This is a genomic window from Micromonospora sp. NPDC003197, from assembly GCF_053590565.1.
This window is the reverse complement of record NZ_JBSFTE010000009.1, coordinates 44,852-70,451: the sequence shown is the minus strand read 5'-3', so window position 1 is coordinate 70,451 and position 25,600 is coordinate 44,852. Positions and strand designations below refer to the sequence as shown.

General features: G+C 69.2%; 25 protein-coding genes. 10 read left to right on the top strand and 15 right to left on the bottom strand.

The window, feature by feature from the left end; genetic code table 11:
* Positions 1-4 precede the first annotated feature (4 nt).
* The 4 genes from ACWDV4_RS12400 to ACWDV4_RS12385 form a co-directional block, all read right to left on the bottom strand.
* Positions 5-1,474: a nitronate monooxygenase gene (locus tag ACWDV4_RS12400; protein ID WP_449977400.1), complete on the bottom strand. Its 1,470-nt coding sequence runs from the start codon at positions 1,472-1,474 to the stop codon at positions 5-7.
* A gap of 345 nt (positions 1,475-1,819) precedes the next feature.
* The gene (locus ACWDV4_RS12395; RefSeq protein ID WP_449977399.1) at positions 1,820-2,005 is read right to left on the bottom strand and encodes a hypothetical protein; all 186 of its coding nucleotides are present in this window, start codon (positions 2,003-2,005) and stop codon (positions 1,820-1,822) included.
* Positions 2,006-2,007: 2 nt separating this feature from the next.
* Positions 2,008-2,541 carry a putative zinc-binding protein gene (locus tag ACWDV4_RS12390; protein ID WP_449977397.1) on the bottom strand — a complete coding sequence of 178 codons (534 nt, stop codon included), beginning with the start codon at positions 2,539-2,541 and terminating at the stop codon, positions 2,008-2,010.
* Positions 2,538-3,701 carry a TIGR04053 family radical SAM/SPASM domain-containing protein gene (locus tag ACWDV4_RS12385; RefSeq protein WP_449977757.1) on the bottom strand — a complete coding sequence of 388 codons (1,164 nt, stop codon included), beginning with the start codon at positions 3,699-3,701 and terminating at the stop codon, positions 2,538-2,540. The genes ACWDV4_RS12390 and ACWDV4_RS12385 overlap by 4 nt, the downstream gene beginning before the upstream one ends.
* Before the next feature lie 303 nt (positions 3,702-4,004).
* On the opposite strand from ACWDV4_RS12385, the gene ACWDV4_RS12380 reads away from it, so the two are divergent.
* The gene (locus ACWDV4_RS12380; protein WP_449977395.1) at positions 4,005-4,436 is read left to right on the top strand and encodes a pyridoxamine 5'-phosphate oxidase family protein; all 432 of its coding nucleotides are present in this window, start codon (positions 4,005-4,007) and stop codon (positions 4,434-4,436) included.
* An 18-nt stretch (positions 4,437-4,454) separates the two neighbouring features.
* On the opposite strand, the gene ACWDV4_RS12375 is transcribed toward ACWDV4_RS12380, so the two are convergent.
* Complete coding sequence (locus tag ACWDV4_RS12375) at positions 4,455-5,489, bottom strand: PucR family transcriptional regulator (protein WP_449977392.1); 1,035 nt, start codon at positions 5,487-5,489, stop codon at positions 4,455-4,457.
* Positions 5,490-5,584: 95 nt separating this feature from the next.
* Here ACWDV4_RS12375 and ACWDV4_RS12370 point away from each other — a divergent pair, with 95 nt between their 5' ends.
* The 4 genes from ACWDV4_RS12370 (at position 5,585) to ACWDV4_RS12355 (ending at position 11,062) form a co-directional block, all read left to right on the top strand.
* Positions 5,585-6,481 (top strand): alpha/beta hydrolase, encoded by an 897-nt coding sequence (locus ACWDV4_RS12370; protein ID WP_449977390.1) that lies wholly within the window; start codon positions 5,585-5,587, stop codon positions 6,479-6,481.
* A gap of 86 nt (positions 6,482-6,567) precedes the next feature.
* Positions 6,568-7,527: an alpha/beta hydrolase gene (locus ACWDV4_RS12365; RefSeq protein ID WP_449977387.1), complete on the top strand. Its 960-nt coding sequence runs from the start codon at positions 6,568-6,570 to the stop codon at positions 7,525-7,527.
* A complete protein-coding gene (locus ACWDV4_RS12360; RefSeq protein ID WP_449977384.1) occupies positions 7,524-9,335 on the top strand; it encodes an ABC transporter ATP-binding protein in 1,812 nt (603 codons plus the stop codon). Before ACWDV4_RS12365 ends, ACWDV4_RS12360 begins: the two co-directional genes overlap by 4 nt.
* Positions 9,332-11,062, top strand: a complete 1,731-nt coding sequence (locus ACWDV4_RS12355; protein ID WP_449977382.1) for an ABC transporter ATP-binding protein — start codon at positions 9,332-9,334, stop codon at positions 11,060-11,062. Before ACWDV4_RS12360 ends, ACWDV4_RS12355 begins: the two co-directional genes overlap by 4 nt.
* Here ACWDV4_RS12355 and ACWDV4_RS12350 read toward each other — a convergent pair.
* Positions 11,023-11,310, bottom strand: a complete 288-nt coding sequence (locus ACWDV4_RS12350) for a hypothetical protein (RefSeq protein ID WP_449977380.1) — start codon at positions 11,308-11,310, stop codon at positions 11,023-11,025. The two genes, ACWDV4_RS12355 and ACWDV4_RS12350, sit on opposite strands and share 40 nt — an antisense overlap.
* A complete protein-coding gene (locus ACWDV4_RS12345) occupies positions 11,307-11,429 on the bottom strand; it encodes a hypothetical protein (protein WP_449977379.1) in 123 nt (40 codons plus the stop codon). The genes ACWDV4_RS12350 and ACWDV4_RS12345 overlap by 4 nt, the downstream gene beginning before the upstream one ends.
* Before the next feature lie 278 nt (positions 11,430-11,707).
* On the opposite strand from ACWDV4_RS12345, the gene ACWDV4_RS12340 reads away from it, so the two are divergent.
* On the top strand, positions 11,708-11,896 hold the full coding sequence (locus ACWDV4_RS12340) for a DUF397 domain-containing protein (RefSeq protein ID WP_449977376.1): 189 nt from the start codon (positions 11,708-11,710) through the stop codon (positions 11,894-11,896).
* On the opposite strand, the gene ACWDV4_RS12335 is transcribed toward ACWDV4_RS12340, so the two are convergent.
* The 4 genes from ACWDV4_RS12335 to ACWDV4_RS12320 form a co-directional block, all read right to left on the bottom strand.
* Positions 11,893-12,315: a hypothetical protein gene (locus ACWDV4_RS12335; RefSeq protein WP_449977373.1), complete on the bottom strand. Its 423-nt coding sequence runs from the start codon at positions 12,313-12,315 to the stop codon at positions 11,893-11,895. The two genes, ACWDV4_RS12340 and ACWDV4_RS12335, sit on opposite strands and share 4 nt — an antisense overlap.
* Before the next feature lie 751 nt (positions 12,316-13,066).
* A complete protein-coding gene (gene hrpA, locus ACWDV4_RS12330) occupies positions 13,067-17,155 on the bottom strand; it encodes an ATP-dependent RNA helicase HrpA (RefSeq protein ID WP_449977371.1) in 4,089 nt (1,362 codons plus the stop codon).
* Positions 17,156-17,242: 87 nt separating this feature from the next.
* Positions 17,243-17,815, bottom strand: coding sequence for a histidine phosphatase family protein (locus tag ACWDV4_RS12325; RefSeq protein ID WP_449977368.1), 573 nt, complete (start codon positions 17,813-17,815; stop codon positions 17,243-17,245).
* 89 nt (positions 17,816-17,904) lie between these two features.
* Entirely contained in the window at positions 17,905-18,282 is a 378-nt protein-coding gene (locus ACWDV4_RS12320) for a VOC family protein (RefSeq protein WP_449977366.1), read from the bottom strand.
* Positions 18,283-18,402: 120 nt separating this feature from the next.
* Between ACWDV4_RS12320 and ACWDV4_RS12315 the strand changes: the two genes are divergently transcribed.
* Genes ACWDV4_RS12315 through ACWDV4_RS12300 form a run of 4 tightly spaced genes read left to right on the top strand, consistent with a single transcriptional unit; the run spans position 18,403 to position 22,334 of the window.
* A complete protein-coding gene (locus ACWDV4_RS12315) occupies positions 18,403-19,449 on the top strand; it encodes a FecCD family ABC transporter permease (RefSeq protein ID WP_449977363.1) in 1,047 nt (348 codons plus the stop codon).
* On the top strand, positions 19,446-20,537 hold the full coding sequence (locus ACWDV4_RS12310) for a FecCD family ABC transporter permease (RefSeq protein ID WP_449977361.1): 1,092 nt from the start codon (positions 19,446-19,448) through the stop codon (positions 20,535-20,537). Before ACWDV4_RS12315 ends, ACWDV4_RS12310 begins: the two co-directional genes overlap by 4 nt.
* A gap of 52 nt (positions 20,538-20,589) precedes the next feature.
* Positions 20,590-21,444 (top strand): ABC transporter ATP-binding protein, encoded by an 855-nt coding sequence (locus ACWDV4_RS12305; protein WP_449977358.1) that lies wholly within the window; start codon positions 20,590-20,592, stop codon positions 21,442-21,444.
* The gene (locus tag ACWDV4_RS12300; protein WP_449977356.1) at positions 21,390-22,334 is read left to right on the top strand and encodes an ABC transporter substrate-binding protein; all 945 of its coding nucleotides are present in this window, start codon (positions 21,390-21,392) and stop codon (positions 22,332-22,334) included. The genes ACWDV4_RS12305 and ACWDV4_RS12300 overlap by 55 nt, the downstream gene beginning before the upstream one ends.
* Before the next feature lie 155 nt (positions 22,335-22,489).
* Here the strand turns inward: ACWDV4_RS12300 and ACWDV4_RS12295 are convergent, their stop codons facing one another.
* The 4 genes from ACWDV4_RS12295 to ACWDV4_RS12280 form a co-directional block, all read right to left on the bottom strand.
* Positions 22,490-22,951 carry a GbsR/MarR family transcriptional regulator gene (locus ACWDV4_RS12295; protein WP_449977355.1) on the bottom strand — a complete coding sequence of 154 codons (462 nt, stop codon included), beginning with the start codon at positions 22,949-22,951 and terminating at the stop codon, positions 22,490-22,492.
* Complete coding sequence (locus ACWDV4_RS12290; protein ID WP_449977353.1) at positions 22,948-23,784, bottom strand: alpha/beta fold hydrolase; 837 nt, start codon at positions 23,782-23,784, stop codon at positions 22,948-22,950. The genes ACWDV4_RS12295 and ACWDV4_RS12290 overlap by 4 nt, the downstream gene beginning before the upstream one ends.
* 202 nt (positions 23,785-23,986) lie before the next feature.
* Positions 23,987-24,655, bottom strand: a complete 669-nt coding sequence (locus tag ACWDV4_RS12285) for a hypothetical protein (RefSeq protein WP_449977351.1) — start codon at positions 24,653-24,655, stop codon at positions 23,987-23,989.
* Between the two features lie 262 nt (positions 24,656-24,917).
* Positions 24,918-25,541 (bottom strand): TetR/AcrR family transcriptional regulator, encoded by a 624-nt coding sequence (locus ACWDV4_RS12280; RefSeq protein WP_449977350.1) that lies wholly within the window; start codon positions 25,539-25,541, stop codon positions 24,918-24,920.
* Between the last annotated feature and the right edge of the window lie 59 nt (positions 25,542-25,600).

Sequence of the window (25,600 nt, the reverse complement as noted above, 5' to 3'; positions counted from 1 at the left end):
CCGGTCACGGCCGCCCGGTGTCCGCCGCCGCCTGGCCGAGCAGGTACGCGACGACATCGGCCGCCGTGTAGTCGTTGTCTCCCGAAAGCCTCAGGTGAGGCAGGAAGGTGAGGTCCTGCCCGAGCGTCACCAACTGCGGCTCGACGTAGCCGCCCGATCGACGCTGGCCGAAACCGACCGTAGCGACGAGGCCGTTGCACAGACACTGGCTACCCACTGTGTCCGCCGTCGATCCGCCCTTGCCTACGTAGTCGTCGACCGGTTCCGCCGGGCAGCGGAAACCGACCCGGCCGTTGGGCCGGCGGAACGGCGTACGCAGGTATCCCAGGTCGCAGTTGCGGGGCCGGTCTGAGTAGACGCCCGGGTCGGCGGTGGTGCCAGACAGGTGCACCATCTTGAACGGAAAGCCGGTCGGGGAGGCCTGGGCATCGTTGCGTACGACGAGCGAATCCTGTGCTGCGTCGTCCAGCATCCGCCGGCGTAGGGCAGGGTCCAGTCCCGACTCCCGGCACAGCGCGAATGCCGTACCCACCTGTACCCCGGCGGCACCCGCTGCCCGGGCCTCGGCCAGCCGCTCCGGGCCGGTCTGCCCACCGGCCAGCCAGAACGGCAGCCCCAGCTTGGCAACCTTGGCCAGGTCGAATTGGTCCTTGGGCCCGTACACCGGCTCCCCGTCGGCGTTGAGGGTCAGCGGTCCCCGGGGGCGGGCGCTGTGCCCACCGGCGACCGGGCCCTCCAGGACGAAACCGTCCGGGCGGGTGGTCACGTCCCGGGCCAGATAGGCGGCGAGTACTGCGGACGACACGATGGCCAGCAGTTGTGGCCGCCGCAGTGCGGCCGGCACCTCGCCGAGCAGATCCGGTGGGTCGATGGTGACCTGGTGCCGCTCGTTGGGTTCGGCCGCGTGCACCGCCACGGACAGCCGGGCCGGGCGGTGCTCCGCCAGAGCGTCCAGCAGTTGCGGAATCTCGGTAGGCAGGCCCGCGCCCATGAGCACGTAGTCCACCCCAGCCAGCATGGCGCCGTACAGCGCCGCCGGGGTGGCCAGCTGGATCTTCTCCAGGTAGTTCACCCCGATCGGCCCGCCGTGGCCCTCCTTGGCGAGGAAGACCTCGACGAAGTTGGCGAGTACCGCCAGTTCCTCCTGGCGGCGTCGGGGACGCAACCCGAGCTTCGGCACCGGCGGGAAGGCCTGGTCGTCCGGCACCCCGCCGGGTACGAAGTACCGTTCGATGACTCGCTGCGCCATGGCGGGAACCGGGAAGTGGGCCAGGGCCCGCCGGAGGTGGCCGCCCTCGTCACCGCACTGGAGGCGACGTACGAGCAGTACGTCGAGGGCGACGCCGGAGACCACACCGAGCTGCCCGGTACTGGCTACCGCCCGGGCGAGGCGCCAGCCGGAGACCCCGACACCCATGCCGCCCTGGATGACAGCCGGTGGCGCGACGGGCGTCGCCATCTCGACAGCGGACATCAGCCGTTCCCCCGATCGTCGGTGGAGTGCGTGGCCAGCCGGTGCCGCAGCCGCCACACATCCGCCAGCTCTCCTCCGGTACGGCCGGGCATCGCCACAGCTGCCGCGCCATCCGCCATTCTCGTCCCTCCTGCCGCCGCGTCGCAGGACGCGACCACGATGTCCGCGCTGCGCCCGCCCCGCAGGGCCGCACACCCGCCAGGTGCAGTGTGCTGGCCCGCCGGCTCTGTGCGGCAGAGTCATAGGTCCCGTCGCCGGATGTCCTTCGGGTCGGTCGGCCCGGACCTCACCCGGTCACGCGACTCTGCCTGTGGTCTGCCGGCGGTGCGACCGGGTTCGGCGCTGTTACGACCCGAGCAGGGCAAGCGCCAGGAACGCCAACCCCAGAGCGGTGAACAGCGCGCCCAGTCCGATCACCAGGAGGGTGACCTGCCAGGCCTGGTAGGCGCCGAGCAGCGCGCCGCGCAGGGTCTGCCCCATGAAGGCCATCTCCCGCGCGCGGGGCAGAGCCCGACGTCCCGGGATCGGCATGGTCACAGGTCCTGTTGTGACGACTTCTGCCAGCCGCTCGCCGGGTTTGTCCCTGCCCCCTCGTCATCCGACGACCCGTTGGTGGCGGCCGTCACCGCGGTAAGGGCGGCGGTGGCTGCCGTCGCCACTGGCAACAGCCGCTGCGCATCCTCTTCGTCGAAGTCGGCGTGCCGACGCTTACGGACGCCGTACCGGCTGAGGATGACATGGCCGTCGGGTGTGATGTCGTGCCGGCGCAGGGTCGCCTGGACGCAGACGAGCGGGCAGCAGTCCAGGGCCAGGATCGGTCGGCCGGACCGGGCGAGGCGTACCAGGGACGGTACGTCCCCGCCCAGGCCAGCGATGCAGGACATCTCTGCCAGCCCCAACCGATCCAGCCGGATCGCCAGGGTGTTGGCCAGTTGCGCGGCACTGGAACACCCCGAGCAGGAGTAGACCAGTGGCTTGTCACCGTCCGGCCGGGTGCCCCTGCCGGTTCTCTCCCGGGCGGTGGAGCCCGCTCTACCGGTAGGTAGATCGAGATCGTCAGCGGTCACGACAGCAGCTCCGCCAGGTCCGAGGCGTACGGGAACGAGCCGGGCTGGTATCCGCAGGCCGGCTCCTCGGCGAACAGGTCGCCGGTCACCGCGTACGCCCGAGCGCGGGAACCCCCGCAGACGGCCCGGAACTCGCAGTCGCCGCACCGGCCACCCAGCCGAGTGAGATCCCGCAGGCCGGTGAAGAGCCCGGCAGTGCGATAGATGTCGGTCAGCGGCTGCCGTCGTACGTTGCCCGCACCCACCGGCAGGAAACCGCTGGGATGCACCTCGCCCCGATGGGAGACGAAGACGAAGCCGTTGCCGGCGCTGACCTGCATGGGCGGACGTCGGGCACGACGTGGCTGGTCGGTGAGACCCAACTCGTCCAGCCGAGTGCGCAGTCGTCGGTACAGCGGCCCCAGATCGAGAACCTCAATGGCGGGGATCCCGCGTCGGGCCAGCACGGCACGTTGCAGGCAGACCCGCCGGAAGTGGTGGGCCTCGGTGGTCTTGACCGGCACGTTCTCGCCGAGGTCGTACAGGATGTTGAGCACGTCCTCGGTCTCGGCCGCGTCGAGGCCGGCCAGGGCTCGACCTCGGCCGGTGGGAACCAGGAAGAACACGCTCCACAGCAGCGCACCCCGGTCCCGCACCTGAGCGGCGATTTCGGGCAGGTCGCCGACCGTGTCCCGGGTGACGGTGGTGTTGATCTGGACCTTCAGCCCCAGTTCGACGGCCTCCGCCCAGGCCCGGGTGGTCAGCTCGTACACGCCCGGGACACCCCGGAAGCCGTCGTGGGCCGGGGCGCCGGCCGCGTCCAGGCTCAGCGAGATGGCGCGGGCACCGGCCTGCCGTAGCTCGGCCAGCGCCGAGCGGGTGAGCGTGGGGGTTCCCGACGGGGAGACCGACACGGCCAGCCCGAGTTCGGTGCCCCGGCGTACCAGCGTCGTCAGGTCGGGCCGCTGGAAGGGATCACCGCCGGTGATGACGAACAAGGGTGCCGGGCGGCCGAACTCGGCCACCTGGGCCATGAGTTCGGTTGCCTGGGTGGTGGTCAACTCGCCGGGGTCACGCTCGGGGCGGGCGGTGGCACGGCAGTGCCGACAGGCCAGCGGGCATGCCTGGGTCGCCTCCCAGATCACGATGAACGGCCGGTCGGCAGCGTCGTGCCTCGGCATCCGTACCTCGCGGCCGGGCGTCCGTACGTCGCGGGCGTGGGTGCCCCGGTTTGGTGTCAGCGCCACCTCTCCACCCTGGGCGGTCGGATCGCTGCCTGACCAGGGGACCGAGGGCACCTTTGCCGGGCCCAAGGTCCCGCAACGCAGCCCATGTACACGCACGGGACCTTTGGTCCCCCCCGCTCGGGCCCTCTGGCCATATTCGGGGCCGCTGCGTCCCGGCAGGCTGGAACCGACCCGGCGATCCACCTCTGCCAGATCCTTTGTGGATGGTGAGCGGTGGTGGCGGGGTGGAGGAGGACGATGGACGACCGACGGATGCTGGAGGAGCTGCCTCGACAGGAGGCCCTGCGGCTGCTGGCCAGCGTCACCATGGGCCGGGTGGTCTTCACCCAGCGGGCGTTGCCGGCGATTCCCCCGGTGAACCACATCCTGGACGACGGCGACGTCATCATCCGCACCAGCCTGACCAGCCCAATGATCGGGACGACGGATCAGTCCGATCCGGTGGTCGCCTACGAGGCCGACGACATCGACGCGGACACCCGTACGGGATGGAGCGTGGTCGTCACCGGTGTCGCCCAGCTGGTACGGGACCCGCTGGACCGAGCACGCTACGAAGCGCTGCTGGATTGCGGCGTGGCCGACCCGGCTGACTGTGTGTTGCGTATCCGGCCGGAGATCGCCACCGGATTCCGGGTCACCCCCTACCCGGAGACCGGTTACCTGGGGTGACGAGACGTCGCTTCTTCCTCAGTCGTTGAGTAGCCGCCATGCGGTCAGGGCGAGCCTGGCCCGGATCAGTCCGGTGGGCTCGGTGATTTCGATGCCCAGGGTCTTTCCGATCTGTTCGAGTCGGCGGGCGACGCTGGTGTGGTGCAGGTGGAGAAGGGCGGCGGCCCGGCGTAGCGAGCCGGTGGCGCAGTAGGCGTCCAGGGTCTCCAGATCTTCCGGGCTGACAGCCATGCGGGCGATCGCGGCTACATCGGCGTTGTCTCGGACGCCGTCCTGGGGTATCTCCGCCAGAAGCGCCAGCGCACCCAGGTCGTCGTGGCGGATGACAGGTTCGCGTGGGGTGGTGAAGCGGAGGGCGGTGCGGGCGTGCCGCCAGGATCGGTCGGGGCTATCGGCGGCGCCGATGCCCGCGCGTACGCCGGCCGGAAACAGGGTGGGGTCCACGGCGGTGGCCAGGATGACGCCCACATCGGCGAGAGTGGCTGCCTTCGCCAGGTGTGCCGGACAGATCAGGCCGCCGACCTGGTCAAGTGGAAACGGTGACCGTGTGGCGACGACGTGGACGGGCTGGTCGGCGGGGAAACCCAGGAGTCGTAGCGCTCGGGCCCTGGCTGCCTCGTTGCTGTCGGGGCTGATCACGAGTTCGACGAGGGCGGGGTCCGCCATGGTGGTGCGGGCCGGACCGTACCTTTCGACGACCGCTGCGGCGGCGATGGCGAGCCGGTCCAGCAGCACGTCGTCGAGCGCGCGGGGCGGGCCGGAACGTTCCAGCCACACCATGCCGATCTCCTCTTCGTCGAGGGTGATTGGCAACGTGGAAGACGGCTGCGGTGCCGGGACAGGCACCTGCCGGCCGTCGGGTGAGGTGCGGATCGTACGGCCCGTGCCGTGTAACCGGATTCCGGCCGGGCACTCGGCCAGGCCCGCCGAGGCCCGGGCGAGCGCCGGGAGGTCCACCCGTCGGCGCATCAGCGTGTCGTAGTAGACGACGACGCGGATCGCGCCTTCGACGTGTGTGTCCAGCTGCGACAGTCGATGGGCCAAGGCTTCCATGGCGGAAGTGTAGGCAACGATTGGTGCGCATTCTGAGTAGGATGCCCGACAGCTGGCGGACGTTTTCGACGATGATCGTCTTTAGGGTCATTGGCGTGGATCCCGAACTGGAAGCGTTTATCCCGTTGTTCCCCCAGGCCGACCTGACCGACCCGGTCACCGATCGCAGGAAGTACGCCGAGCTGGCGGCCGCGAGGCCGGCACCGGACACCTCGGACCTGGAGATCGAGGACCGGATGGTGCCCGCCGATCCGGAGGTACCGGTACGGATCTACCGACCGCGCGAGGCGCGGGGCGCCATCCTCTGGTTCCATGGCGGCGGATTCGCCATGGGCAACCTGGACTCCGAGCACCCGTGGGCCGCTCGGCTCGCATCCGGCTCCGGTGCGGTGGTGATCTCGGTCGGATACCGGCTGGCACCCGAGAACCGGTTCCCGGCCGCTCTGGACGACGCCTACGCCGTCCTGACCTGGGCCGCCGAGCACGCGGCCGAGCTCGGCCTCGAGCCGGACCGGATCGCGGTCGGCGGCCACAGCGCCGGCGGAACGCTCGCGGCGGCGTTGGCGCTGCGCGCACGTGACGAGCAGGGGCCGTCGATCCACTTCCAGCTGCTCAACGAGCCTGGGCTCGACGACCGGCAGGAGACATGGTCGCAGCGGAACTTCACCGACACGCCCTGGCTGACCCGCGACAAGGTCACCTCGGCGTGGCGGCTCTACCTCGGCTCGACGCCCGCTACTGCGTACGCCGCTCCGGCTCGGGCCGAGGACCTTTCCGGCCTGCCACCCGCCCACATCGCCAGCGCCGAGTTCTGCCCGAACCGCGACGAGGACATCCTGTACGCGCTTCGTCTGCTGCAGGCAGGTGTGTCTGTCGAGCTGCATCAGTGGGCGGGGACCTTCCACGGTTCGCAGGCGATCGCGTCCGCCGAGGTCTCGCAGCGGCAGATTGCGGAACTCGGTGCAGCCCTGCGCCGTGCCATGGACGCCTGAGGTCGCCGCACCCGCATAGCCACGCTCGTACACCGTGCGCAACACGACCGCGAAGGCGGTCGGCGCAATTAACCTAGGAAAACCTCATGACAAGCAAGGCCACACTGCGTGCCCGGATCGTCCTCAAAGACACCCTGGACTGGGAGGCACTCACCGAGGATCAGGTGATCGCCGCGAGCGAGAAGGCCAAGCGCCTGCGATCGTCTCCCGCAATACGGCTCCTCACCGGCCTGCCCGATCGTCGCGCTCGCATCGAGGAACGCACGATCAACCTTCCGGGCCGTCGCCTACAGCTGCGGGTACACCGTCCGAAGAACGCCGGTCCGAGGCTGCCGTTGATCCTCTCGTTCCACGGCGGCGGTTTCATTGCGGGAACCGGCGCGCAGAACGACTGGCTCAACAGTCACCTCGCGGCCCGCTGCCCAGCGGTGGTCGTGTCGGTGGAGTACCGCCTCGCCCCGAAGGACCCGCTGCCCGCAGCGATCGACGACGGTTACGACACGTTCGTCCGGCTGCTCGACGATCCCACCGGCTGGGGCATCGACCCCGCAGCCGTCGCGGTCCTCGGCGAAAGCGCTGGCGGCACGATCGCCGCGCTCATTGCGCTGTACGCTCGCAAGGACGGGCTGCCGCTACGCGCCCAGGTGCTGACCTGCCCGGCCACGGACTGGTCCGACACCATGGAGGATTACCCCTCGGTCACCGCGAACGCTGGCAACCCCGGGCTCTCGCTGTCTCGGTTGCGCACATCCCGCAAACTGAGCCTGCCACCGGCCCTCGACCCGCACAGCGTGTCTCCGATGAGGTTCGACAATCTCGCCGATCTGCCACCGACGCTGGTCATCACCGGCGGGCTGGATCCCGCAGCTGACCACGGACGTCGATACGTCGAACGGCTCCGCGTCGACGGCACCGATGCCCGCGTGACCTGCTACCCCAAGGCGATTCACAGCTTCCTCAGCATGCCCGGCCTGGTCCCAGCCGCCCGCCCCGCCCGCCGCGAGATCCTGGCGTTTCTGCGTGGCCGCTTGCGAGGAGAGGGATGAGCACCACCGATCTGAGCGTTGCGCGGCTGCTGCGCCCCCATCTGTGGAGTTTCGCCGCCGTGGTGGGGCTGCAGGTGATCGGTGCCGTCGCGGGCCTGGCGCCGCTGCTGGCGGTCGTCGAGTTGGGTCGTACCCTGCTGTCGCCCGGCCCGATCGAGCACGGCCATGTCTGGCTGGTCGTGATCGCGGGTGCGGCGGGTCTGCTGGTGCGGCTGCTGTTCGCGGCCGCGTCGTCCGGAATCGGGCATCTTCTCGACGACCGGGTGCAGCTGTCGTTCCGCCGGCAGTTGGCCGCGCGGTTGGGGAACGTACCGATCGGCTGGTTCTCCCAGCGCCGGACCGGCGAACTGGCAAAGGTGGTGGGGGAGGACGTGGGGGCCGTGCACCCGTTCATCGCCCACACCCCCGGCGAACTGGTCTCCGCGTTTGTGGTGCCGCTGGTGTCGCTGGTCTACCTGTTCACCATCGACTGGCGACTCACGCTGATCACCCTGATTCCGGTGCTGCTGGCAGTGGCGCTGGTCCCGCTGATGATGACCCCGACTCGGCTGGGCGAGCAGGAGGAGTTCGACGCGGCCATGGGGCGGATCGCGAGTTCCGTGATCGAGTTCGTACAGGGTATTTCGGTGGTCAAGGCGTTCGGCGGCGGCGAGCGTGCCCACCGAAAGTTCCTTACGGCCGTAGAAGACTTCGTTGCCACCTTCAACCGGTGGGTACGCGGCATGGCCGGGATCGGCGCGGGGATGCAGTTGGCGCTGTCGCCGCCGTTCGTGCTGCTGGTCGTGCTGACCGGCGGCGTGGCCCTGATCACGTCCGGCACGTTGGCCCCGGCCGACCTGTTGCCCTTCCTGCTGCTCGGCCTGGGCCTGACCGCACCGGTGGCGGCACTCGGTCACGGTTTCGACGACATGCAGGCTGCCCGGCGTGCGGTCGAACGGATCCGGAACGTGCTCGCGGTGCAGTCGCTGCCGGAGCCAGCACGCCCGATCGCACCACAGGGACACCGGGTGGAACTGCGTGACGTCCGGTTCAGCTACCAGCGAGTGGGGCGAGCCGAGCCCGAGCGTGAAGCCGATCGCGAGGTGCTGCGCGGCATCGACCTGACGCTCGAACCAGGGACGGTCACCGCGATCGTCGGGCCGTCGGGCAGTGGGAAGTCAACACTGGTCCAACTGCTGCCACGGTTCTTCGACCCGACCCACGGCTCGATCAGCCTGGGCGGCGTCGACCTGCGCGAGATCGGCAGCCGGGAACTCCACCAGCGGGTCGCCTTCGTCTTCCAGGACGTTCGCCTGCTGCGCGCGTCGGTCGCGGACAACATCGCCCTGGCCGTACCGCACGCCGACCTTGACGACGTGGTTCGTGCCGCCCGGCTGGCCAACATTCACCACCGCATTCTTGAGCTGCCGCGCGGATACGACACGGTGCTCGGTGACGAGGCGAAACTGTCGGGCGGCGAGGCACAGCGGATCTCCATCGCCCGCGCGCTGCTCGCCGACGCGCCCGTACTGGTGCTCGACGAGGCGACCGCCTTCGCCGACCCGCACACCGAACAGGCGGTACGCCAGGCGCTCAAGACGCTGCAGGGCGACCGGACGATCCTGGTCATCGCCCACCGCCTGGAGACGATCGCCGACGCCGACACCGTCGTGATGCTGGAGAACGGGGCGATCGTCGAGCGCGGCCGGCCCGCCGAACTACTGGCCAGAGGCGGAAGGTTCGCCGCGTTCTGGCAATCCCACCGATCGGCGATCGCCGACGGGTACGAAGTTCCCGGTGGCGTACGGCAAGGAGACGAGCCCCGATGATCCGAATGCTGCTACGCGTGCTGGGACACCGGTACGCCCCGCCGGTGCGCCGCACCGTCGCCCTGATGACGATTACCGCAGTGGTCGAAGGGCTGTCCTACGCACTGCTTGTTCCCGTCCTGCAAGCACTGCTCGGAAACAACCCGGAAAACGCGTGGCCCTGGCTGATCGCGTTCGGGGCTGCGGTCGCGGTCTACGCCGTGCTGCGCTACACCAGCGATCTGCTCGGCTTCCGTGCCGGCACCACCCTGTTGCGTGGCATGTACCACCGGCTCGGCGAGCACCTGGCCCGACTGCCGATTGGCTGGCACGGCGCAGGCCGGATCGGGGAGGTGTCCACCCTGGCCAGCCGGGGTGTCCTGGAGGCAATGAGCGTCATCGCGCATCTGCTGGGACCACTGGTCTCCGCCTCGGTGACGCCCCTGACGATCGTCGTCGTGATGCTTGCCTTCAACTGGCAGCTGGGGTTGGCCGCGTTGGTCGCCGTACCGGTCGTGGCGGCCATCCAGGTGTGGACGGGACGTGCGATGGCCACCGCCGACGCGGAGCGCGCCAAACGGGAGCAGGAGGCCACCGGGCGAGTCATCGAATATCTTCAGGCCCAGCCGGTGTTGCGAGCCGGCGGCCGGACCGGCGAACGCTTCCGACTGCTCGACGACTCGCTGACGGAACTCCAGCGCGCGTCCCGTCGTACCACGCTCGCGACGCTGCCCGGCGTACTGGGCCTGGCGCTCACGGTGCAGGCGACCTTCACCGCCTTGTTGGTCCTGGGCAGCTACCTCGCACTCGGCGGGGGCATCGGCGCGGCGGAGGTCCTGGCGATTCTGGTGCTCGCCGCCCGCTGCGCGGATCCGCTGCTGTCGCTGGCGGAACTCGGTGGTCAACTACGTGTCGCGCGTGCCGAGCTGACCAGACTCGACGCGGTGTTGCGTACCCCGCCGCTGCCGACGGCTCGCCAACCGATCCGGCCGCAACGCCACGACCTGGAGTTCGACTCCGTCACCTTCCGGCATGACGACCGCACCGTGATCGACAACGTGTCGCTGTCGCTACCGCAGGGACAGCGGCTCGCCGTCGTCGGACCGTCGGGTTCGGGTAAGAGCACCCTGTTGCAGTTGATCGCACGCTTCTACGACGTGGACGCCGGCGCGGTACGGGTGGGCGGTGTGGACGTACGTGACATCGAGGCCGAGGTGCTGATGGCGCAGATCGCCATCGTCTTCCAGGACGTCTATCTCTTCGACGGCACGATCGAGGAGAACGTACGACTCGGTCGTCCCGACGCCAGCGAGGCCGAGGTACGGGCGGCAGCCACCGCAGCGCGGCTGGACGAAGTGATTCAGCGATTGCCCGGTGGATGGGCGACGAACGTCGGCGAGGGCGGTGCCCTGCTGTCCGGCGGTGAGCGCCAGCGCGTCTCGATCGCGCGGGCCCTGCTGAAGAACGCGCCCATCGTGCTGCTGGACGAGGTGACCTCCGCACTGGACCCGGTCAACGAGGCCGCCGTACATGAGGGGATCGAGCGCCTGATGACGGGCCGTACGGTGGTGCTGGTGGCGCATCGGCTACGGACCGTCCAGCGTGCCGATCACATCGTCTTCCTGGACGGCGGCCGGATCGTGGAAGAGGGCGCCCACGACGAGCTGTTGCGCAGAGGTGGCCGCTACGCCGACTTCTGGAACGTCGGTCAGGATCTTCTTGGCACCCACCCAAGGAACCGTCCGTAGATCAGCGCGGGATGCGTGGGGTAGAGGTCATCTACCGCGATCACGTACTGGCCGGCGAGGTATACGCATAGCCCCGGCCGGTTGTCGGCGAACTCGCGGAGCAGGCTCAGCCGGGCAGCCCCGCACGGCCACGGGCCAGCGCAGTTGCGGCAGATCCAGAGCCGACGGATCGGGGTGTGCGGAATGCTCATATCGTCGGCACCGACGGATGGATCAGTACGCCCGGACAGGTCAGTACGTCCAGTCACACGTAGACCGGATGACTTGTCTCCTGACCGCGTATGCGCTGCACGATGTCCCATCCGGTGACCTCCACACACCGTCGGCCGTCGATCCGGCGCACCTCGCCGACCGCCGCGATTTCCATCCACAACTGCTGCCCATCGCTGGGGGGTGTAGTAGGTGCCGAGCGCAGTAACCCTTAACGCGGTAACCCTTAACGCGGTAACCCTTAACGCGGTAACCCTTAACGCGGTAACCCTTAACGCGGTAACCCTTAACGCGGTAGCTCTGAGCACGGTGGCTCTGAGCACGGGTGAGACCGCCGGCCCGGCCGATCGGCTGGAGCATCGCGGTCGGACTGTTCCGCCGCACGGAAAAAGTGGCGCTCGCCACGCTGAAGCATCGAACGCTCGCCTACCAGACATGGACCTGACCGGGGCGGTCTGGCGGAAGTCCGGCAAGAGCAGCGGTAACACGGGTGACTGTGTCGAGGTCGCCGACAACCTGCCTGGTGTGGTGCTCCGGGACACAAAGGACCGCGATGGCGGCACGCTGGCCTTCGACCCGGCTACGTGGCGGGCGTTCGTCGGGCTCGCGGTTGCGCGCCGTTAGGAACGCGCCCGGGCCCGTCGGGAGCGGGCCACCGCCACGGCCAGGGCGAGGGCGAGGGCGACCAGGATCGCACCGAAGAGCGCGTAAGGTGCCGCCCAAGCGAGTCGGTTGGTAGTGGCCAGGTCATCGGTCGCCCAGACCTCGACGGTACGACCGACGTCGTCCCCTGTGGCGCCGTCGATGGAGCCGTTGTAGCTGCGTCCGTCATCGAATGTCCAGGAGCCCCGGCAGACGTTGTACGTGCCCTCCTTGGCGCAGCCCTCGACCTGTGCCGTTACTGCCTCCCCAAAGGCCAGCCACATCATGCTGGTCATCGGAATGGCGCAGAGGAACCAGAGCAGGGCGGCCTGGAGTATGGCGCGAACGACATCTCGCCAGAGGGAGAGACTGGTGGACCCGCCAACTTTCTCGTGCCGCATAGCCGCCATGCTAGGTCGCTCGTGTGGATCGTGATGGCCAACCATCAGGTGCTGCCTACGGTGGGGCGATTCAACCGGTCGTAACCTCCAGAGGCCCTGATCACAATTGGCGGACCCTGATCAACTTTGCGGATCCGATAAACGCCATACCTGCCCTGCTACCAACAACACCGGTTGGCGGTACTCGGACTCCTTGATGGACAACCCTTGCCTTGCCGCAGGGACCTGCGCCCGGTCGGGCTCTTGCCCAGGACTGGTCGATCTCCCGTGGTGCCGGACCGGCCCGTACTCGTCCAGGCCACGGGAATTACGTTCCGTCAGTTGGGATGACTGAAAGATGTTGGCGTCAACTGGCCCCTGGAGGGGCCAGTTGACGCCAACATCTCTCCTGCGGTCAGCCCGTGGTCCGCTTCCGCTTGAGTGAGGACGCGCCGACGGCGATGACCAGGGCCAGCAGGATCGTGCCGAAGAGCGCGGGTGTCGTGCCCAGGAGCCCCGGCAGACGTTGTACTTGCCCTCCTGGCGCAGCCCTCGACCTGCGCCGTCGCCGTTGCCCCGGTGACCACCCGCAGCACGTTGTCCATCGGGATGGAGCAGAAGACTCCGAGCAGAGCGATCAGGAGTACGGCGGAAACCACATGTCGCCAGGGTGATCGTTTGCTGGGTCCGCCAACCGTCTCGTGCTGCATGGCGGCCATGCTAATTAGCAGTAGCCGCCGGCCATCGATTCAGGACACCGGCCAAGATCCGTTCAGCGCCCTTCGGCCAGATCCATCGCCCGATAGATCCGCTGCTCGGAGACCGGGTACGGCGTGCCGAGCGCCTGAGCGAAGACGTTCACCCGCAACTCCTCGATCATCCAGCGGATCTGCCGGACCGCGTCGTCGTTGCGGCGGCTCGGCGGCAGGGCAGCCAGCATCTCCTGGTACTCCTTCTGCACCTGCTCGATCCGGGTCTGCTGCTCCCGGTCCCGTTGCGGGTTCTGCGGCAGTTTCTCCAACCGTCGCTCGATGCCCGCCAGATAACGGGGTACGTCGGCCAGCCGGCCGTATCCGGTCTCGGTGATGAATCCCTGGTGCACCAGCCCGGAGAGCTGCGCCCGGATGTCGGCCAACGCCGCCACCATGGTCAGGCTGTTGGTCCGCCCCAACCGCTGCTCGACCGCGTACGCCGTGGTCAGCACCCGGCGTACCCGGTCGACCACCTCGACCACGGTGTCCACCAGGTCGGCGCGTACCCGGTCGCGCAGCGCGGCGAAGCCCTCGGCGTCCCAGGCCGGCCCACCCGCGTCCGCGACCAGCTTGTCGATGGCCGCGCCGGCCGCGTCGTCGAGCAGGTCGACCACGTTGCGGTGCGGGTTACGGCTCAGCGCCAGCTTCGCCTCGTTGGAGAGCCGACCCTGGAGGAACTTCGCCGGGGAGGGAATGGTCAGCCGGAGCAGTCGACGGGTGCCCGCCCACATCGCCGACTGCTGCTCGGCCTCGGTCTCGAACGCCCGGACCCCGACACTGTCGCCCTCGTCCACCAGCGCCGGATAGGCGGTCACCAGGTAGCCGGCCCGAGTCTGTTCCACCGAGCGGGGCAGGGTGCCGATGCTCCACTCTCGCAACCCGGTGCGCTGCACGTCCGGTGCGGCGGCTGCCACGACCCGGCGTACCTCCGTTTTGAGTTGCTGCTGGAGCGCGGTGAGATTCCGGCCCTCGGCGACCGGCTTCTGCTCCTCGTCGACCACCCGGAAGTTGAGCCGCAGGTGGGCCGGCAGCCGGTCGAGGTCCCAGGCATCGCGGGGGATGGTCACCCCGGTCATCCGGCGCAGCTCCCGGGCCAGCGCGTCGAGCAGCGGTTCCGCGCCCGGTTGCAGCCGGGCCAGCACCGCCCGCGCATAGTCCGGCACGGGGACAAAATTGCGCCGTACGGCCTTGGGCAGTGACCGGATCAGCGCGACGACCAACTCCTCGCGCAGCCCCGGTACCTGCCAGTCGAAGCTCTCCGCCGGAACCTGGTTGAGCATCGGCAGCGGGATGTCGACGGTGATCCCGTCGGCGGCGGTGCCCGGCTCGAATCGGTAGGTCAGCGGCAGCGCCATCCCCTCGGAGTGCCAGGTGTTGGGGTAGTCGGTCGCGGCCACCCCGGTCCGGCCCTGGTTGACCAGCATTTCCCGGTCGAAGGTGAGCAGGTCGGGCTGCTCCCGGCGGGTCTTCTTCCACCAACTGTCGAAGTGCCGGCCGGAAACCACGTCGGCCGGTACCCGCTGGTCGTAGAACTCGAACAGGGTCTCGTCGTCGACCAGGATGTCGCGCCGACGGGCCCGGTTCTCCAACTCCTCGACCTCGTCCAACAGGGCCCGGTTCTCCTGGAAGAACTTGTGGTGGGTCTGCCAGTCACCCTCGACCAGCGCGTGCCGGAGGAACAGTTCGCGGGAGAGCGCCGGGTCGATCCGGCCGAAGTTCACCTTCCGCCCGGTGACCAGCGGAATGCCGTACAGGGTGACCCGTTCGTAGGCCAGCACCGCACCCTGCTTCTTCTCCCAGTGCGGCTCGCTGTAACTGCGTTTGACCAGGTGGCCGGCGAGCGCCTCGACCCACTCCGGTTCCACTCGGGCCGCCATCCGCCCCCAGAGCCGGGAGGTCTCCACCAGTTCGGCGGCCATCACCCAGCGCGGCGGCTTCTTGAACAGCGCCGAGCCGGGGAAGAGCGCGAACCGGGCACCTCGGGCACCGAGGTATTCGTGCTTCTGCGCGTCCTTGAGCCCGACGTGGGAGAGCAGGCCCGCCAGCAGCGACTGGTGGATCCGCTGCGCGTCCACCTCGGCACCGTCGCCGACCGGGTCTGGCTCCGTTCGCCGAACCGCGTTGCCGGCCCGATCCGTTCCACCGTCGAGGGTACGCAGCACCTGGCGGAGTTGGCTGAAGATGTCCTGCCACTCGCGTACCCGCAGGTAGTTGAGGTATTCCGCCTTGCACATCCGGCGAAACGCGCTGGAGGAGAGCGCCTTCTGCTGCTCCCGCAGATAGCGCCACAGGTTGAGCAGCGCGGCGAAGTCCGACTCCTTGTCGGCGAACCGGGCGTGCGCCTGGTCGGCCTGGGCCTGCTTGTCCGCCGGACGTTCCCGTGGATCCTGGATCGACAGCGCGGCGGCGATCACCATCACCTCGGTGGCGCATCCGTTGCGCTCGCCCTCCAGCACCATCCGGGCCAGGCGGGGGTCCACCGGCAACTGGGCCAACCGGCGACCCAACGGGGTCAGCCGTTGGGCGGCGTCGCTGGTCGCCGGCTCCAACGCACCCAGCTCGTGCAGCAGGTGCACGCCGTCGGTGATGTTGCGCCGGTCTGGCGGGTCGATGAACGGGAAGGCGGCGATGTCGCCCAGCCCGATCGCGGTCATCTGGAGGATGACCGAGGCGAGGTTGGTACGGAGGATCTCCGGGTCGGTGAACTCGGGCCGGGACAGGAAGTCCTGCTCGTCGTAGAGGCGGATGCAGATGCCGTCCGAGGTACGCCCACATCGGCCCTTGCGTTGGTTGGCCGAGGCCTGGGAGATCGGCTCGATCGGCAGTCGCTGCACCTTCAACCGGTGGCTGTAGCGGGAGATCCGGGCCGTGCCGGGGTCGACGACGTACTTGATGCCGGGCACGGTCAGCGAGGTCTCAGCGACGTTGGTGGACAGCACCACCCGTCGCGCACTGTGTGCCTGGAAGATCCGATGCTGTTCGGCGGCGGAGAGCCGGGCGTACAGCGGGAGGATCTCAGTGCCGCGCAGTGCGGGCCGGGACTGGACCAGTTTGCCGAGCGCGTCGGCGGTGTCTCGGATCTCCCGTTCCCCACTGAGGAAGACCAGGATGTCACCGGGTCCCTCGGCGACCAGTTCCTCGACCGCGTCGCTGATCGCCTGCACCTGGTCCCGGACGTTCTCGCCGTCGTCCTCGCCGTCCTCGTTGTCGAGGTCGAGCACGAGGGGCCGGTGGCGCACCTCCACCGGGTACGTCCGGCCGGACACCTCGATGATCGGCGCGTCCCCGCTGACCGGCTTGTCGTCGCTGACCGGCTTGTCCTCGCTGAGCTGGCCGTTCGATGTTCCAACGCTGAGCTGACCATTCGGCGTACCGAAGTGCCGGGCGAAGCGCTGCGGGTCGATGGTGGCCGAGGTGATGATCACCTTGAGGTCGGGGCGGCGGGGGAGTAGCTGCTTGAGGTAACCGAGGATGAAGTCGATGTTGAGGCTGCGCTCGTGTGCCTCGTCGATGATCAGCGTGTCGTACCGGCTCAGCATCCGGTCCTGTTGCAACTCGGCGAGCAGGATGCCGTCGGTCATCAGCTTGACCAGGGTGCCGTCGCTGACCTGGTCGGTGAAACGCACCTTGTAGCCGACCGTCTGGCCCAGCTCGGTGCCCAACTCCTCAGCGATCCGGTTCGCCACGGTACGGGCGGCCAACCGGCGCGGCTGGGTGTGCCCGATCAGGCCCCGCACACCCCGACCCAGCTCCAGGCAGATCTTGGGCAGCTGCGTGGTCTTACCCGAGCCCGTCTCGCCGGCGACGATCACCACCTGGTGGTCGCGGATCGCGGCGAGGATGTCGTCCTTCTTCTCGCTGACCGGCAACCCCACCGGATAGGTGACCTGCGGCACACCGGCCCGGCGAATGGCCAGCTGCTCCTCGGCGGCGGCCACCTCCGCCTCGATCTCGGCTAGGGCCGACTCGCGTCGCTCGGGGTCGCGGATCTTGCGGACTCCGTCGAGTCGGCGCTGGGTACGGCGCTGGTCCCGGATGGTCAGCTCGGTCAGCCGGGAGCGAAGATCGGCGAGCTTGGTACGGGCGTGGGAGTCTGGCGGCGTCTGCATGTCGTCGCCAAGGATAGGCACAACCGATCTCCGGCTGCCTTCGACTTATCGCCTCGACCACGCTGCTTGTTTCCTCGACCGCGCCGCTCAGGTGTGGAAACCGTGCCGGCGGACGATGCCCTCCGTTGGTAGGCGGTACTGCCCGCGTTCCGGCCAGTGCAGCGGCGCGTTGAGCAGATCCTCCAACGGCACCCCGGTGAGCAGATGGTCAAATGCCCACCGGTTGGCCGTGTGGGCGACCACCAGCACCTGCCGTCCATCCCACGCCGCGGCCAGATCACGCAGGAACCCCCGGGTCTGGTCGACCACCTGACGGTAGCTTTGCCCACCCGGGAACGGCTCGTCGATGTGCCGTGACCGCAAGGGGGCCAACTCGGTTACCGGCACACCGTCGAGGTGTCCGTAGTCGCACTCACGTAGCCGGGTGTCCCGGTGGATCGGAATGCCCCGGTGCGGGAAGGCGATCTCCACCGTCTGCACCACGCTGTCCAGGTCGGAACAGAACACCCCGGTGATGCCGTCGGCCCGGTGCCGTTCACCGAGTTGCCGGGCCCGGTCACGGCCGTACGCGGAGAGCACCCCCGAGCGCCAGCCAATGATCCGGCCGGCCTCCTCGTCGATGGTCGGTGCCGGAGGCTCGAAGACGATGTCGACCGCCATCCCGACAGCTTGCCCGACCTTCGGCCCGCCCGCCCGAGGTCTTGTCGGTCTGCCCGGCGTGCCGCCGCTGATTCACAGCGGACCGGACATCACTCGCAGACGAGGCAGAACGGGTGCCCGGCCGGGTCGGCGTAGACCCGCCATCCCCGGGTGGGGTCCCCAGCATCGAGCAACGTGGCTCCGGCCGCGAGCACCTCCCGTTCGGCCGCGTCCAGGTCGGGCACGCCCAGGTCGAGGTGGAACTGCTGGGGACGGGTGGGGTCGGGCCACCGGGGTGGCTGGTGGTCCGCCACCCGTTGGAACGCCAGCACCAGTCCGGAACCGGTGTGCAGGGTGGCCCAGTCCTCGTCCAGGCTCCACCGCCGGTCGGGCTGGTTGACTGTGCCGCCCAGCAGGGATTGGTAGAAGTGCGCCAGCTTGGCGACGTCGGGACAGTCCAGCACCACGCATTGCAGGGCGGCGATCACGTCCGGTCCCTCTCCGCTTGGATGGCACGTCGACCATCGTGACTTCGGCCATCCCCGGCCCATGAGCCGACTGACCAGGCCATAAGGTTAGCCGACCCTAATGTGAGGAGTGCGAGATCAGTGACCAGCGCTGCGGTCCAGTCGGCCGGGCTGGAGACCCGCCCGCCCCGGCGTGACCGCCGTCGGGTGGCTGTCGTCGTCGGCGCGCTGGCGTTGCTCGGGCTGACGGTACTGGCGAGCTTCGCCATCGGCAGCAAGCCGCTCTCCCCGGCGCAGGTCTGGCACGCCCTGGTCGCGGCGGACGGCAGCGAGGCCAGCATCATCATCTGGGAACTGCGCATGCCCCGTACGGCCATCGGGCTCGTCGTCGGTGCGGCGCTCGCGGTCTCCGGTGTGCTGTTGCAGGCCCTGACCCGCAACCCACTCGCGGAGCCCCGGATCATGGGCATCAGCGCCGGTGCCTCGCTCGGTGTGGTCGTCGCCATCGCGGTCTTCGGCGTCGGCACCCTCGCCGGGTACGTCTGGTTCGGCATCGCCGGTGCCCTCCTTGCCGGGCTGCTCGTCTTCGGCATCGCCAACCGGACCCGCGACGGTGCCAACCCGGTGACTCTCGCCCTGGTCGGCGTCGCCATGGACGCCAGCTTCGGCGCGATCGTCGTCGCCCTGCTCAGCATCGACGCCCGCACCTTCGAGGAATACCGGTTCTGGGTGGTCGGCGGAATCGCCGGCCGAGACGCCACCGTCGCCGCCCAGGTCGTTCCCTTCGCCCTGGTCGGGCTGGTGCTCGCCGCTGTGGCCGCCCGGGGCCTGGACGCCCTGGCCCTCGGCGACGACGTTGCCCGGGGCCTGGGGCACCGGGTCGGACTGGTACGCCTCAGCGGCGGAGCCGCCGCCGTGCTGCTCATCGGGGCGGGGGTGGCGGCGGCCGGGCCGATCGCCTTCGTCGGGCTAGCCGTGCCGCACCTGGCCCGCGCCCTGGTCGGCACCGACCACCGGTGGACCCTGCTCGTTTCCGGCCTGTTTGGGCCGGTGCTGCTGCTCGCCGCCGACATCATCGGGCGGCTGGTCGCCCCGCCCGGCGAGATCCCGGCGGGCATCGTCACCGCCCTGATCGGAGCGCCACTGTTGGTGATCATGGTCCGTCGGGCCCGCGTGGTGACCTCATGACCACACTTCGCGAACGTGCTGCCGACCCGACGTCGGCCGCCAAGGCGGCATCGACCATGCTCCCCGGGAACCGGGCCCTGATCCGGCTCGGCCGGGCCAGCCTGCTCGTCCGTCGCCGATCCGTGTTCGTTGCGGTCGGGCTGCTGGTCGTACTCTGCGCCGCCGTGGTGTTCAGCCTCTCCCTGGGCACCCCGTACGTCGCGCCGGTCGACGTACTGCGCTCGCTCTCCGGTGCCGGCACCCCGTACGACCTGGTCGTGCTCGACCTGCGGTTGCCCCGCATCGTCCTCGCGGTCGTGGCCGGGGCAGCCTTCGGCATCGCCGGCACCCTGATCCAGAGCGTTTCCCGCAACGCGTTGGCCAGCCCGGACATCATCGGCATCACCCAGGGCGCCGGCCTGGCCGCCACCATCGCGCTGACTACCGGGGTCGCCGCCGCCCTGGTCGCACCCGCCGCCTTGGCCGGTGGCCTGTTCGCCGCCGCCGCACTGCTGGCGCTGGGCTCCAAGCACGGCCTGGCCGCCCAGCGGTTCGTCCTGGCCGGGGTCGCCGTCGCGATGGCCCTGCGCGCACTGACCGAGGTGGTGCTCCTCTCAGCCGACCCGATCGACGGGATGCGGGCGCAGATCTGGCTCGTCGGTACCCTCGCCGGCAAGGGCTGGACCGAGGCGAGGTACATCGCGGTCACCCTTCTGGTGCTGCTGCCGGTGCTGCTCTGGGCCGGCTGGGCGTTGAACAGCAGCGCCCTCGACGACGACACGGCCCGGGGCCTCGGCCTGCGGCCCACCGCCCGGCGGGTCGGCCTGGCCACCACCGGTGTCCTTGCCGCCGCGTCGGTCACCGCCCAGGTCGGCGCGGTGGACTTCGTGGCCCTGGTGGCGCCCCAGGTCGCCCGGCGGTTGGTCCGTGCGGAACGTCCCCCGCTGGTTTGCGCAGCACTGGTCGGCGCGGTACTGGTCGTGCTGGCCGACCTTGCCGGTCGGCGGCTGTTCGCCCCGACCCAACTGCCCGCCGGGGTGCTCACCGCCGCCATCGGCGGCCCGTACCTGATCTTCCTGCTGGTCCGTGGCCGACGGAAGGCCGTCTGATGGGGTCGACGGAAGGTCGCCTGATGAGTCCCGTCACCGTCCGGAGGAACCCGTGAAGCTTTCCACGCGCGACCTCGTCGTCGGCTACGACGACCGGATCGTCATCGACGGACTCGACGTCGAACTGCCGTCGGACGCCTTCACCGTCATCGTCGGTCCCAACGCCTGCGGCAAGTCCACCCTGTTGCGCACCATGGCCCGGCTGCTCACCCCGAACCGGGGCACCGTGCTGCTCGACGGTACGGCGATCCGGGAACTGCCGACCCGGGAGGTGGCCCGGCGGCTGGGCGTCCTGCCGCAGAGCCCGCTCGTGCCGGAAGGAGTCACCGTCGCCGACCTGGTCGGCCGGGGGCGGCAGCCCTACCAGCGGTGGTGGCGGCAGTGGTCCGCCCAGGACGGGTCGGCGGTGGCCGAGGCGATGGCCCTGGCCAACGTGGACGACCTCGCCGATCGGGCGGTGGACACCCTTTCCGGCGGCCAGCGGCAGCGGGTCTGGATCGCGATGACCCTGGCCCAGGAGACCGAGGCGTTGCTGCTCGACGAGCCGACCACCTTCCTCGACCTGGCCCACCAGGTGGAGGTCCTGGACCTGCTGCACCAGTTGCGGGTCGACCGCGGCCGTACCGTGGTGGCCGTCCTGCACGACCTCAACCAGGCGGCCCGCTACGCCGACCACCTGATCGCCATGCGCGGCGGTGCGGTGGTCGCGGCCGGTGCGCCCCGCGAGATCCTCACCGCGGACCTGGTCCGTGACGTCTTCGGGCTCGACTGTGTGGTCGTGCCCTGCCCGGTGACCGGGGCGCCGATGGTCGTCCCCACGCTCACCACACCATCCCTGATGAAAGGAACATCATGCGCCGTCTCGCCACCGCCATCGCCGCGGTCGTCGCGGTCGGTGTCGGCCTGACCGGATGCGCTGAGAGCGATCCGGCCGCCGGGTCCGACACGGCGGAAACCCATTCGATCACCCACGTGATGGGCACCACCTCGGTGCCGGTCAGCCCCAAGCGGGTCGTGGTGCTCGACACCGACAAGATCGATACTGCGCTGTCGCTGGGCGTCGTGCCGGTAGGCGCGGCTCGGGCGGGCGAGGCCAAGGGCTGGCCGACCTACTTCGGTGACCAGCTCACCTCGATCAAGGAGGTCGGTGTCCTCACCGAGCCCGACCTGGAGGGGATCACCGCGCTCAAGCCGGACCTGATCCTGGGCAGCAAGTTCCGCCAGGAGAAGTTCTACGACGAGCTGTCCAAGATCGCCCCCACCGTCTTCACCGAGAAGGTGGGCATCACCTGGAAGGAGAACTTCCTTCTCGACGGTAAGGCACTGGGCAAGGACCAGCAGGCCCGTGACCTGCTGGCCGCGTACGAGAAGCGGGCCAAGGACCTGGGCGCGAAGCTCGGCGACCCGGCGGCACGGAAGATCTCCATCGTCCGTTTCATGCCGGCCGAGATCCGGGTGTACGGGCCGGACTCGTTCTCCGGCATCGTCGTCGGTGACGTCGGCCTCGGTCGTCCGGAGCGTCAGTTGCTGGCCGACAAGGAAGACAAGCGGATGGACAAGGTCAGCCCGGAGCGGATCGCCGAGGTCGACGGCGACATCATCTTCGTCGCCGCGTACGGCGAGAAGGCCGCTGCCGAGCAGGCGAAGGTCACCGGCGGCACCCTGTGGAAGAACCTTCCCGCGGTGAAGGCCGGCAAGTCGCACGTGGTGCCGGACGAGATCTGGATGACGGGTATCGGTGTCACCGCCGCCGGCAAGATCCTCGACGATCTGGAGAAGTACCTGACTGCGGCGTGACCGCTCCGCAAGATCCTCGCAGTTCCCCGGAATGGGTGGTTGTTCCTCGCGGAACGACCACCCATTCCGGGTTCCTGCGGTTGGTGGTTTTCCAATGTGGGCCGCAACGCTGAGCGCATCCGTGTTCCGGCAGCGGTGCATCCGGGCGGTACGCCTCAGGGGCGTGGCCCTCTGTTTCCGTCCCGGGTCCGCCGCAGCATTTCATCGCCGGCCGATACATAGGATTCGAAGAGTTCGGTGACGTCGGTCAGACGGCTGCGGGCCTGCTCGTCCTCGGCGAGGTTGCCGCCGTCGCGAAGGACCCGGATGAGGGCCCTGGACCGTTCGTGACTGGCGGCGAGCAGTTGCTCGAAGCCGCCCGCGGCCTCGACGAGTAGCCGCCGACTGCCCGGCTGCGGGATGGTGCGTGCCAGCCCCCACGCGGTCAGTTCACGGACGGAGGTGCTTACGGTGCCCTTGCTCAGTCCGAGTGCTGAGCCGAGTGTGTCCAGCGACGTCGGCGCGGAGTGCAGCAGCAGGTGCCCGTAGATCCGGCCGGTGGTCCGCGAGAGGTTCCAGGACGCGAGTAGGTCGCCCATGGCCGTGATGAAGGCCGTCCGGTCGTCGTCTGTGGTCATCTGGTCGATCCGTTCCCATCCTTGCCAGCATCCCGCTCCCAGCCGTCGAGGAGATCGCGGATGGCGTACGTCGTCGCGTCCGGCGCGTCCAGGGTGACCAGGTGTCCGGCGTCGGGGATGACTCGCTCGGTCACTCCCTCGGCGATGGCCCAGCGCGGCATTGCCGTCGCGATGTTACCGGTGCGATCGCGTCCACCCCGGATGAGCCCGAGCGGTACGGGGGTGTGGTAGCCCGGCTCAGGCGCGACGAGCGACGCGGTCGCCCGCCAGACGTCGAGGAAGACCGCTTTGGGCATCCGACTGAACGTTGCCTTCGCTTCGGTGACGCCAGCCGGGGTGACAGCTGATGCCCGTGCCATCAGCCCGGGTAGCCGGGATGCCGGGATGAGGGCGAGCGACGGGGCCGCGAGACCGAGTAGGAACCGTTCCAGCCCGGTGAGCGGGCCGGCGTTCCAGGTCGAGTCGACGACGATGAGCGCACCCGCGTGGTCGGGCAGTCGACGGACCAGCGCCTGCGAGATGTTCCCGCCGAGGGAGTGGCCGACGAGGACCGGACGGTCGAGCGCGAGGTGGTCGAGGAGCGCCGCGAGGTCGTCCACGACCGAGGTCGCGTCGAACCGTACGCCGGCAGCGAGTGTGGAGATGCCGTGTCCGCGTAGATCCCAGCTGACCACCCGATGCCCGGCCGCGCACAGTGCGGTGGCCTGCACGTCGAACATCCGATGGTCCATGCCGGCACCGTGGGTGAACACGACCGGCTGGCGGTCGCCGCCGGAGTCCGCGTAGCGAAGCTCGTTTCCAGCACGTTCCAGAACTTCACTCAGATTTGACATTTTCAGAATCTAGCAAATCTAAGCCTCGAACGCAGACCTCGGCGCACCCGCCGAGCAGGAACTCCATGGACGGTTGCCTCTCCCGGTACGGCCGCAGTGTGTGCCCTCGTGCGTCCGTAGCTGCACAGAGAAAGAGTGGCCATTCGCGTTGAACAGCCACTCTTTCTCGGCAAGTGTGCGTGCGTGCGGGGAACCAGTTGGGTCAGGCGGCGATGGACCAGATGGCGGCGAAGGCAGCGGCCTCACCGGCCAGCCAGCTCTCCACCTGCTGGGGCTTGACTCCGGGATCGCGTCGGTGGGTCACACCCCGCCGCAGGTCGACCAGGACCGGCTCGGCGTGCGGAAGCACCTGCTCCATGTGGCGGCCCATCAGGTGCAGGGCGGCCAGCACGGTCTCGTCGCTTGGGGCGGTCTCGTCGAAGTGCAGTCGTACGGCCTCGGCGTGGCCGTCCTCGTAGCGCACCCCGAAGTGTGGGTTGACCTTCACCGGCAGGCCGCCGAGCAGGCCGAGCGCGTCCCGGGTCTGGGCGAGCTGGACCGCTGCCGGATCGCCGAGTGACTCCAGGTAGCGCAGCGCGCCGGGCACCAGCGCCGCGTAGAGCGGCTGCCAGCGTGGCTTGACGATGTTGACGACTTCGGTGAGGTGCGTGCCGCCGGTGTGGAAAGCGATGTCGCTCTTGAGCGCCTTGACGAACTGGCCGTGCGGGTTGAAGCCGGAGCGGCTCGCCCGCTGCTTGCGCAGACCCCCGACGAAGTTGGCCTTGGCAGGCCCGGTGCGGTCGACGTAACGGGTGAAACCGAGCAGGGTGGCGTAGGGCAGCGGGGCGGCGGCGGTGGGGGAGGTTGGGGTGGCGGAGACGGGCGCGGTCACGGCTGTCCTCCCAGTTCAGAAGCCGGATTAGTACATACATTCTAATTGACTGACGCCGCTTCGCCCAGCCCAAAGGGGACGTTCCGGACCGCAGGTTTCGCCGGAATATGGGAAGGCGCGCGTCTGGTTGGCGCGCCCATGAGGCGGCTCGTCGTCAGCTCGTTCGCCGTGAGCTCGATTCGCCGTGCGGTGGAGAGGGTTGGAGGGCCGCGTCGCCGCGTCGCACGGAGAAGTACTGCTCGGGCCGGGACAGGCTGCGGAGCTATTCGCCGGGTGCGTGCAGTTGCTCCCAGCCGTTCTCGACCGATCGACGACAGTTGTCGGGGTCGTCTCCCGCGCCGATGAACAGTGCGGTCAGCATGGGGGCGCCGTGGCCGAGGGTCTGACGGGGCAGCGGGCCGTTGGCGACCAGGGAGACCAGCCCGTGTCCGATGGCCCAACTTTGGATCGCCAGTTCCAGCGGGTCGGTCTCGGCGCGGAAGCGGCCGATCTCCCGGCTCCGTCGGGCAGCCTGGACCAGGTGTTCCAGGGTGGCGTCCGCTGCCTTGAGGTCTTCGAGGTCGAAGTTCGCGTCGAACATGACCCGGTACAGGTCGGGGTGGTCCAGGGCGTTGCCGAGGTAGGCGGCGACCAGGGCGGCCAGGTCCTGCACCGGGTCCTGGGATGTTGGCGTTGCCGCGAACCTGGCCGCCAGGCGGGTGAAGCCCTCCTGGCGGAGGGCTTTCCACATGCCGTCCATGCCGCCGAAGTAGGTGTAGACGGCCATCGTCGACACGCCGGTCCCGGCCACCAGCGAGCGCAGGGTGACCGGCTCCCGGGTGCGGAGCATGTGTGCCGCGCGCTCGATGAGCAGGGTGCGGACCGCCGGATCCTTCGTCCTCGCCATGCTGCTACATTACATAGCATAGCTTTGCTATAGTTTCCGGGTTCGGGTTTCCGGACCTC